Origin of the sequence: Rhodopila globiformis, from assembly GCF_002937115.1 — a bacterium.
Classification (GTDB): Bacteria; Pseudomonadota; Alphaproteobacteria; order Acetobacterales; family Acetobacteraceae; genus Rhodopila; species Rhodopila globiformis.
Window position 1 is genome coordinate 1 of record NZ_NHRY01000142.1, and the last position, 9,913, is coordinate 9,913.

The window sequence follows — 9,913 nt, forward strand, 5'->3', positions numbered from 1 at the left end:
TCCCATTTGGTGTGATTTAGGCTCTCGAATTCGTCCATTGATGGAACTCCATCAGCGTGTGCTTTGGCGGCTCACGCTCCAGAGTTTCATTGATGGGCGAACCGGGGCCTACCCCCGCAAATGTCAAACTGCTGCTGCCTCCCCGGCAGAGCCGGGGGAACTCCCGGTTACGTTAGAGAAGCCGTTGCGAACAAGGGGCTAATTTTGGAACACCAGGCGAACCAAGCGACACCGCACCGTGATCTGCTGGCGAAGACGCTCGAGACGGCCATGGGCCATGCGCGTGAGGAATGGCCAGGTCCCTATTCACCGCTGGAAGCGCTCCAGCGCCTGACTAACCGGTTGCATGAGTCCCGGTTCCATCTCGCCGTTCTCGGGCAGTTCAAGCGTGGCAAGAGCACCTTCATCAACGCGCTGCTGGGTGAGGCGGTGCTGCCGGCGGCCGTCCTGCCGCTGACGGCGATTGCGACGTTCATCGCCTGGAGCGCAACACCGATGCTGCGCGTGACCTACGAAGGCGATCGCGCCCCTGAGGACATCCATCCCCGCGACGTCGCCGATATCCAGGAAGCCCTGCATCCTTTCGTGACCGAGGAAGGCAATCCGGGCAACGCGCGCGGCGTCGCCCGTGTGGAGGTGTTCCTGCCGGCGAACATCCTGCGCGATGGCGTCGTCCTGATCGATACGCCCGGCATCGGCTCAACGCTGCGGCACAACACCGATACCGCGCTACAGGTGCTGCCCGACTGTGACGCGGCCCTGTTCGTCGTGTCGGCCGATCCGCCGATCACCGAGGCCGAGATCGCCTACCTGGCCCAGGTTCGCGCGCATGTCGTGCATCTGTTCTTCATCCTCAACAAGATCGACTACCTGACGGCGCCCGAACGGGAGCAGGTCGCGGCGTTTCTCTGGAAGGCCGCATCCCAGGGCTCGGTAGCCAACCGGGACGCGAAGATCTTCCAGATTTCCGCCCGCCAGGCGCTGGCGGCCAAGACGGGCGCGGACACGCCGGCGCTGGCCGCCAGCGGACTTCCACGCGTCGAACAGGAGATCATCGCCTACCTGGCGCATGAAAAGGCCGCGTCGCTGCGGACCTCGGTCAACCGCAAGGCGGGCGATATCGTTGATCATGTGCTGTCGGACCTTGGGCTGAAGATCCGGGCGCTCGAACTGCCGCTGGCGGATCTTGAACAGCGGCAGGCGAAGTTCGAGGAAGCGGTGCGCGCCTTCGAGGCTGAAAGAAAGGTCGCGCGCGATCTGCTGGCCGGGGACCGGAGCCGTGCCGCGGCCGAACTGGAAACGCAAGCCGAAACCCTGCGGCAGGACGGCCGGCAACACGTCATGGCGGCCGTCGAACAGGCCATCGCCGAGAACGCCGGCGCGTTCGACCAGCCCAAGGTCCACCGCGCCATCGCCGAGGCGATCCCGGTGTTCTTCGAACGGAAGCTGGTGGAGGTGGCCGCCGCGTTCCGGCATGATGTCGAGGCGATCCTTGTCACGCACCAGACCCGCTCCGATGCCCTGGTTGCATCCGTCCGCAGGACAGCCGCCGACTTGTTCAACGTGCCGTTCCGGACGGCACTGGAACCGGAACCCTTCCGGCTGGGCCGGGAGCCCTACTGGGTGACGCAGGAAATACGCGAACTGCTGATGCCCAACCCGGCACAGGTGGTCAGCCGCTTCCTCCCTGCCAGCATGCAGGCGCGGCGCCTGCGGCAGCAGACCGAGGTCGAGGTCGCAACCCTGATCCAGCGCAACGTGGAGAACCTGCGCTGGGCGACCTTGCAGGGGCTGAACGAGACCTTCCGGCGATTCGCCGCCCGGCTGGACGCCGATCTGGCTGAGGGGCTTGCCTTGACGCGAGGCGTCATTGCGGCCGCGCTCGCCCGCCGCCGGACCCGTGCCGACGAAACCCAGGCGGAACTGGAACGGATGCACGTGCGCCGCGAGCGTTTGCAGGCCTGTCGCGCCGCGCTGGCGGAGCAGCCAGCCGAGGTGTCGTGACCGGTCAGGATTCTTCGTTGCAGCGCGCCTTGGACAGGCTGCTGTCCTTGCAAGTCGGCGACCAGGGCGTTCTCGACGTTGTCGCCGTTGGTTCCGGCGCGATTCCCGCCTTGCGCCGGCTGTTGTTTGCCCGTGACCCCAGCGGCCTGTTCCAGGCCCGATGCCGCGTCGTCGCGGCGCTGGCGGCATTGGAGGCGCGGGATGTCCTGCTCGCTTTCCTCCAGGCCCCTCACGCCTGTGCCGATGCCGTGGAGGCGGCGGGCGAGGATGCCGTCATCAATGCCGCTGCACGGGCACTGGGTGATGTGCGCGATGAGTCGGTCTTTCAGGTGCTGCTCTCGCTGGCGGACAGGCACAGCTTGCCCGGTCCGGTGGAGGTCCTGGGCGGCTGGCGCCGGCCCGAGGCGCTGCCCTGCCTGGTCTGGGCGCTGGCAGACGATCTGGCGCGGCCGGCCGCCGAAGCGGCGCTGCGCCAATATGGCGATCAGGCATTTTCAACGTTGACGCGCGCCATCGACGACCCGGTTTGCGTCGCCGGGGACGAGACTGAATCAAGCCGACGCAGACGGCGTGCCGCGATCACGCTGCTGCTGGACCAGGATGCCGCCGGGCGGGTCCCGGACGTGCTGCGTGTGGACCTCATGCAGGACGAAGATGCGGCCCTGTCGGTGCTGGGCTGCCGGCTTGCCCTTGCGGCCGGCAGCCCACGTGAAGACGAAGCCGCCGCCCGTCGCCTGGTCGACTGGCTCGGACAGGCAAACTGGTTCCTGCGGGCGGAGATCGAGGACATTCTTGTCGCCCACGCCGATCGCTGCAAGGCGGTTATCGCGGAGCACGCCGATGGGCCGCCGCCGCGGGATGACGATCAGTCCCGCGACGCCGTTGCTCTGCGCGCCTTGCGCCGGGTTGCGGCACGCTTCGGACCATAGAGAAGACCCGGCCTCTGGGTCACCGACATCGAAATCCTGCGCCTTCGCTATGCCGAAACGTTGCGGCAGTGGTGCGAGCGGTCCGTGCGGAACCGCACGCCGATCCGTAAGGTTTATGACGATTGCTTCTGCCGTATTTGGGACTCCTATCTGGCACCGTGTGAAACAGCCTCTCAGCGGACAGCATGTTCCTGCAGCATCGTAGGCGATGATGTCCTGTTCGGCGATCCAACTGGTTTGCATGGCAAGAAAAAGGAATTGATCATAGCCAGTCGGTGGCATCTGCTTGTTCATTCGCTGGCGCGACGTATCAGGGGCACGACGTTATTCACGACCGCTGGTATCGCGGGTTCCATGTAGGCTTTGGGATGCCCGGCCAGCACACGCAGCGTGCGCTCGCCCGCGGCAACCTCCTCCTTGGTCGTCAAATGCCGCTGTAGGCCGTCGCGTTTCAGCACGAAGTGGCGCATGTCCTCCGACAGGCGCTCCAGGACATCCGCCTGGCGCAGCAGAACCGCCCGGACAAGATCCGGATCTCCCAGTTCCGCAACAAGTGCGCTGAGATGCGGCAGGCAGATCGCCGACAGTAATCGCAACGCCGCGGATCCATCGCGTTTCAGCCGGTCCGCTGTCGTGCCCACGGCGCGCTGGGCGGCGTGCCGGGCAACCTCGCACGCGGGACACGTGCGCGGCGTCGGCAGCGCGGCCCGGACGGCCTGGCAGGCTAGGCCGCCGGCTGGACGCTTTGCCGCTGCCGCCCGCAGGTGCGCGGCCTGCCGCTCGGCCACGCCGGTAAGCCCGGTGCAGATTTCCTTAGGCGCGGCGATCGCCTGGAACTGCCAAGTGTGCGGGCCGCAGAACCCGCGTCTCTCGGCGAGCTCGGCCTGCACCTGCTGATTGCCGCTGAGCTGGTACTGGTACTTGGCCAGGAAGTTGAAGAGCGTGTCGACGACCTGGCCACAGACTTCACACCCGGGCAGCGTCGGCGATATCGCGGCCCGCGGCGCGGCAGGCATCTCCGTCCGCACGTCCGTCGGACGATCCGCATCCACTTCGGCGCGTAGTGCCGCGAGACGCCGGTAGTCCGCTTCGGCATCCGGCTGCCGGGCGAGCAAGGCGGCGATGCGGTTGCACATGCCAAGCAGGAATTCACGGCGCTTCTCGTTGATCAGGAAATTCAGCAGCGCCGCTTCCAGCGTCGGCAGGCCGCTGGCGGCAAGCTGTGCCTCGTCGCCCCGCAGTCGCGCCGCCAGCCCTTGCTGCGCGGACAGCGAAAACAGCGGCGGCACGGCATCACCGAAGATCGGCTGCAACTGCTGCCGCAAATGATCAAGCACCTGCCGGCGCTGAGCGGCGTCGGCATGATCCTGCTTGTTGACCACGATGAAGACCCGCCGTCCGGAGGCGTGGACGGTCTCCAGCGTCTGGCGCTCTTCCTCGGACAGCGGACTGTCGTAGCCGGTCATCAGGATGCAGGCATCCGCTTCCGGCAGGAAGGCCTGGGTGGTTCGAGTATTTTCGGTAATCGACGACCCCAGGCCGGGCGTGTCGATGAAGTGGAACCCACGGCGCAGAAGCTCGGCCGGGAGCTGCACCTCGGCGGTGCGGACGCGCTTGATGTTTCCCGGATTGCCGTATTCCGTGATGTGCTCGGCCAGTTGCGCAATCGGGATTTCGAGGAACAGGCTGGTGTGCTGGTAGTGGAGGACAACCAGCTCCTCGGTTCCATACGTGACCGTCGTGATCACCGACGTCACCGGCACGATCCCGGTCGGCAGCCGATCGGCGCCCAGCATCGCGTTCATCAGCGAGGTCTTGCCCCGGCTGAAGCGACCGACAACGACGAGATTGAACCGGTCCTCGGCAAGCCGGGCGAACAGGTCGCGCACGGCTTCCTCGCCGCGGTCGAGGCCTGGATGCATGGTCGCGCCGCGGAGGATGTCCGCCAGGGCTGTTTTCATGCGGCCGTATCGCTGTAGATCCATCACACGCGCTCCCTGCGGCGGAAAATGGCAGCGACCGTTGTCTCTCCGTGATGGCTGGGCGTGGCCCGGCCATCCACCCCCCACCGTCGAAGCGCAGATGGCCAGGACATGCCCGGCCATGACGATAGGGAGACGACCTGGCGCCACGCGACCATTGGCGCCCACGGGACAGCACCCTTGTGGTAGAGGCAGACCATGTAGACGGAAACCACTGGTAAACTCCTGCGAACGATTGCGCTGTCAGGAGTCATCAGCCCGACAGGGCGGTTGATCCGGGTGAACTCCATCACCCTTCAGCTTTGGATCTGCCCATTTCTAACGCCTGATCATGTCCGTCGCAACGTCTATCGAAGCCGGATCAGCCGGTTCGTTGCCGGAACCGCGGGATCGGCCTAGCATGCGCCCGGGGATGGAGTCCCCCGTTGACCGCCGCCGGCTGATGACTCCTGCATGGCCATGCTACCAGGGGAATCAGTCATGGTGTGGCGCCGCACGCTTGTTCCGGTACACCGGCAGTCCCGGGCAGGTGGCCGTGCGTGTCCAACGTCCTGGTGCGTGTCATGATCCGTATCGGCGACCGCGCCTTCCTGTTTGCCTGGCAGGCGATCCGGGCGGCGACCCAGCCCGGGCCGGAGGCAACTTCATGGGAGGTTGCCGGAGTCCGATGGCGTCGGCACCGCTACAGCAATGCCGCGCCTGATCATGCCGTCACCATCGAAGTCCATCGGCTCGATTGCACAGATGCGCCGGAGGCGTGGAGCATCATGGTGGTTGCGGAACACTGGTGGGACCAGGATCACAAGCCACTGCGGAACAATCTGTGGGCGACACACCTTTCCGGATCCAAAATGCAAGTTGCCGCGTGGATTGACCGGCAGGCCAAAGCAGCAGACCAGCGTGCGACCTGACCGCCATGATGTCTGCTCGCTGGCGAAGCCGGCGGCGGCGGAGCGTCGTGCCGGTTGCACCGATCGATCCTGATAATGGCAGCGCTTGGCATCCGTTCGGCACAGCGCACGGGCCGGACGCGTCCTCCCGCCCGGTATTGTCAGAGGCGTAAACTATTGACGTGACCGCGGTGTGATCCCAATATCGAAGGCACAGGGAAGGGGTCCCCTAAAACTGCCTCCGGGCTGATGACTCCTGCGGCGTATAACGCGCGGCAGGAATCGTGAGCCCACTCCGCGCCGGCCAAGTGGTGATGTTGGATCCAGGGCTCGCTGAAGCGAAGGCAGTGATGTTCGATAGCAATTTTCTCTGGACAGCTATCTCGGACAGCCCTCTTTGGGTGGTCACGATAGCCTGCATCACGCTGTCATATGCAGTGACGAACCGTGTGCGCGTTCGCCCTCGGCGACCGGTACCGGTCCGACTGTTCCCGCGCATAAGAAGCACGAAGCATCATCCGGTCGACGGTCGATAGCGGGGTCTTCGTCGATATTGGTTTTGCACGGATGTCCTGGAAGCCGCATCAACGGCTTCCTCCCGCCTGCCCAGGGAGCTTCGTCCCATGAGCAACTTGCCTGGCGACGCCCTCACCGCGCGTGATGCCGGATCGGGCCATCGAGCCCACAAATATCCTCAGCCGCTGCGTGGCGCGCCGTCGGCGGCGGACCAAGCCGGTCCGCAAGCCGCTGACAGGCAGAAACTGTACGATGCGTTCGAAAGCATCCTCTATCAGCAGGCTCGCGAACCATCCCAACTGCCACGGACGGCTCCGGCGTATTTCCGTGACCTGAACCTGGACCAGATCGTCGAGGTCATCACGGCCCATAAGGACGAGTATGACCTGAAGCCGTTCTTCTACGACGCGCTGACGACAACCGATGCGATCGCCTATCGGCACGAAGTCATGGGGGATCTGGAGCACGACCGGACGCTCGATCGCCTGAACGCATTTGCGCGAAAAATGAGCGATATGCGTGAGCAAATTGCCCGAGCCCAGAAACTCTACTATCGACTGCAAAAGGAGCGATGGTTTCTCCATGCTGCCGAAACCTGGTGCGCTGCGATCCGTGACCTACAGGCAGATCTCGCAGCAGCACCGCTGTCATCGCGTGGTCTCCTGGCGTTCCGCGCCTATGTCAATCGCTACGCCGAGTGTGCTCGCTTCGTCCGGCTGGCAGCAACAGTCGGCAAACTGGTTGAGGACCTGGGGGCCATCCACTACTGCGTTTTAATCAAGGACAATTCGTTCAAGGTCCGGAAGTACGATGGCGAGGTGGATTACAGTGCCGATATCCTGGACACCTTTCGGAAGTTTCGACAGGACGATGCGGAGGCGCGTCGAACCGACGTTCCTGAAGCAAAGGATATGAACCATATCGAGGCCAAGATTCTCGAGTTCGTGGCGCGGCTGTATCCCGAGGTGTTTTCCAGGCTGGAGGCATTCTGCCTGGAAAACCGCGATTTCACCGACACCACCCTGGCGCGGTTTGACCGGGAGGTCCAGTTCTACATCAGCTATATGGACTACCTCACGCCGCTCAAGCGGGCCGGTCTTTGCTTCTGCTATCCTCTGATTGCAGTGACCGATAAGACGGTCAGTGGCGAAGACGCCTTCGATTTGGCCCTCGCTACGAAACTGATCCAGGAACAGACACCAGTCGTCTGCAACGATCTGCAATTGACCGGCAATGAGCGCATCCTCGTCATTTCCGGACCGAACCAGGGGGGCAAGACGACGTTCGCCCGCATGTTTGGGCAACTGCATCACCTTGCCAGTATCGGCTGCCCGGTGCCGGGGCGGCACGCGCGGCTGTTCCTGTTCGATGCTTTGTTCACGCACTTCGAACGCGAAGAAGACATCCGGAACCGGCACGGCAAATTGCAGGATGATCTTGTCCGGATCCATGAAATCCTGACGCGGGCGACGCCGCGCAGCGTTGTCATCATGAACGAGATCTTCACCTCGACCGCGCTGCGGGATGCTGTGTTCCTGGCACGAGAGGTGCTGGGTCACATGATCGACCTTGATTGCCTGGGCGTCTGCGTGACTTTCCTGGAGGAGCTGTCGTCGCTGAACGAAAAGACCGTCAGCATGGTAAGCACGGTCGTGCCCGACAATCCGGCGGTACGGACCTATAAAGTGGTGCGGCGCCCGGCCGATGGCCGATCCTATGCGCTTTCGATCGCGGAGAAGTATCGGGTTACCTATGACTGCCTGAAGGCGAGGATACCCGAATGACTTCGACCGGTATTATGGGACCGTGGCCTGGTCCTTTGGCTGGACGATCGGTATGGGACAGGAAGCGGGGCAGCCCATGAAGGCTCATCTGCTATATCGGGACCGGGATCTCGACATGGCGCAGGCGTTGCCGTCGGGATCGGGGGCGCTGGTCCAGGATCTGGAGCTGGAAACGCTGTTCGGCGCGATGGCGCAGGGCGACAAGGCGGTCGCCGCGGTCGTCAGGCAGGCCGTGCTGACGAGTCTGGCGGATGTCGAGACGATCCTGTACCGGCAGGATATTCTCAAGGACTGCCTCCGATGGGAGGCGGTTGTCAGGGACATGTACGCCCTGCTGGTCGAAACCATCGAAGTTGAGCGGAAGAACTACATCGGATTTGGCTTTCACTACCCGGCCGGGATGCTGCACAGGTCGGTCGATGTCCTGCAAATGTTCTTCGGTGTCCTGCAAAAGCTCAGGGGCCTTGCCGAGCAGAATGTCGATCGGTTTGAATCCGAAGGCCTCAGGGCGCTGTTCGCCATGCTGATCGCGGAGCTCAGCGACGATTACCTTGCGACGATCCGCCAGCATCTACAGCGGCTCAAGTTCCGTGGCGGTATCCTGGTCAGCGCCCGCCTGGGCAAGGGGAACAAGGGCGAGGGATATGTTCTTCGCAAAGAAAACGCCCCGGACAATAGCTGGATCGAGCGTCTGCTGTCGCCGCGACCGCCCGCCTATGCATTCCGCCTGCCCGAGCGTGACGAGGGGGGCGCGCGGGCTTTGTCGGAGCTCAGGGATCGCGGGATTACCCTCGTCGCCGGCGCCACGTTCCAGGCCGCGCATCATATCACCAGCTTCATCAAGATGCTCCGCACGGAACTCGCCTTCTACATTGGCTGCCTGAACCTGCGCAGGCTGCTTACAGCGTTGGACGAGCCTGTCTGCTTTCCGGTGCCCCATACCGCCAGCGAACGGGACCATCGCGCCACCGGCCTCTACGATGTCTGCCTCGGGCTGAGCATGGCGCGCAAGATCACGGGCAATACGGTGGACGCCAAAGGCAAAGACGTCATGATCATCACCGGGGCCAACCAAGGCGGCAAGTCCACCTTCCTGCGCAGCATCGGGCTTTCGCAAGTAATGATGCAGTGCGGCATGTTCGTACCGGCGGAAAGCTTTGCCGCCAACGTCTGCGAACGGATCTTCACGCATTACAGGCGCGAGGAGGATGCGACGATGAGCAGCGGCAAGTTCGATGAGGAACTGAGCCGCATGAACGACATCGCTGCCGAGGTCAGGCCGAATTCGATCGTGCTGTTCAACGAATCTTTTGCCTCCACCAATGAGCGTGAAGGATCCGAGATTGCCCGCCAGGTCGTGACCGCCTTGATGGAACGCCACATCAAGGTGTTCTTCGTGACGCATCAGTATGAGTTCGCCCACGGCCTCCACGCCAGGAATCTTCCAAATACGCTGTTCCTGCGTGCGGAACGCCAGGAAGGTGGAACACGGACATTCAGGATTTGCGAAGGTGTACCGCTGGTGACCAGCTACGGCCAGGACCTGTACGCGGAGATTTTTGTTGGACAAGAAACGGCCCGTGTTGCGGTGGCACGGTGATGCCAGCGCCACGCATTCGTGGGGCGCTGACCTCATTTGACTGTTCCTGAGCCACGTGTGGTTGGAAGACATGGCACGTCACTCAGGACTCCCCTCATATTTCAGATCGCCCCAAATACTTTCGAGAACAGCGGCTGAGCATCGAGCATGGCGGTGAAGGTTTCCATCAACGGGCGCAGACGGCTTTCCGGCATGTTGGGGATCAGGT

Annotated in this window: 6 protein-coding genes, 1 pseudogene and 2 riboswitches; of the genes and pseudogenes, 6 read left to right on the forward strand and 1 reads right to left on the reverse strand. The window is 63.4% G+C overall.

The window, feature by feature from the left end; all coding sequences use genetic code 11:
- Positions 1 to 204: 204 nt before the first annotated feature.
- The 3 genes and pseudogenes from CCS01_RS14235 to CCS01_RS36110 all read left to right on the forward strand — a co-directional run.
- Complete coding sequence (locus CCS01_RS14235) at positions 205 to 2,004, forward strand: dynamin family protein (RefSeq protein WP_158258389.1); 1,800 nt, start codon at positions 205 to 207, stop codon at positions 2,002 to 2,004.
- 17 nt (positions 2,005 to 2,021) lie between these two features.
- Positions 2,022 to 2,933: a hypothetical protein gene (locus tag CCS01_RS14240; RefSeq protein ID WP_104519475.1), complete on the forward strand. Its 912-nt coding sequence runs from the start codon at positions 2,022 to 2,024 to the stop codon at positions 2,931 to 2,933.
- Positions 2,934 to 2,951: 18 nt separating this feature from the next.
- Positions 2,952 to 3,293, forward strand: a pseudogene (locus CCS01_RS36110) (class I SAM-dependent methyltransferase); the annotation flags it as partial.
- Here CCS01_RS36110 and CCS01_RS14250 read toward each other — a convergent pair.
- On the reverse strand, positions 3,224 to 4,894 hold the full coding sequence (locus CCS01_RS14250) for a dynamin family protein (protein WP_158258390.1): 1,671 nt from the start codon (positions 4,892 to 4,894) through the stop codon (positions 3,224 to 3,226). The pseudogene CCS01_RS36110 and the gene CCS01_RS14250 sit on opposite strands and share 70 nt — an antisense overlap.
- Positions 4,895 to 5,152: 258 nt before the next feature.
- A riboswitch (Fluoride riboswitch) is annotated at positions 5,153 to 5,218 on the reverse strand.
- A 96-nt stretch (positions 5,219 to 5,314) separates the two neighbouring features.
- Positions 5,315 to 5,374: riboswitch (Fluoride riboswitch) on the forward strand.
- 80 nt (positions 5,375 to 5,454) lie between these two features.
- Here CCS01_RS14250 and CCS01_RS14255 point away from each other — a divergent pair.
- From CCS01_RS14255 to CCS01_RS14265, 3 genes are all read left to right on the forward strand, one after another.
- Positions 5,455 to 5,826 (forward strand): hypothetical protein, encoded by a 372-nt coding sequence (locus CCS01_RS14255; protein WP_104519478.1) that lies wholly within the window; start codon positions 5,455 to 5,457, stop codon positions 5,824 to 5,826.
- A 602-nt stretch (positions 5,827 to 6,428) separates the two neighbouring features.
- Positions 6,429 to 8,105, forward strand: a complete 1,677-nt coding sequence (locus tag CCS01_RS14260) for a MutS-related protein (protein WP_104519479.1) — start codon at positions 6,429 to 6,431, stop codon at positions 8,103 to 8,105.
- A 76-nt stretch (positions 8,106 to 8,181) separates the two neighbouring features.
- On the forward strand, positions 8,182 to 9,705 hold the full coding sequence (locus tag CCS01_RS14265) for a MutS-related protein (protein WP_104519480.1): 1,524 nt from the start codon (positions 8,182 to 8,184) through the stop codon (positions 9,703 to 9,705).
- The last annotated feature ends 208 nt before the right edge of the window (positions 9,706 to 9,913 follow it).

Bases quoted from the DNA above. Each gene is read 5' to 3' on its own strand.
- CCS01_RS14250 (WP_158258390.1), bottom strand. From the start codon at position 4,894: ATGAAAACAGCCCTGGCGGACATCCTCCGCGGCGCGACCATGCATCCA.
- CCS01_RS14260 (WP_104519479.1), top strand. From the start codon at position 6,429: ATGAGCAACTTGCCTGGCGACGCCCTCACCGCGCGTGATGCCGGATCG.
- CCS01_RS14265 (WP_104519480.1), top strand. From the start codon at position 8,182: ATGAAGGCTCATCTGCTATATCGGGACCGGGATCTCGACATGGCGCAG.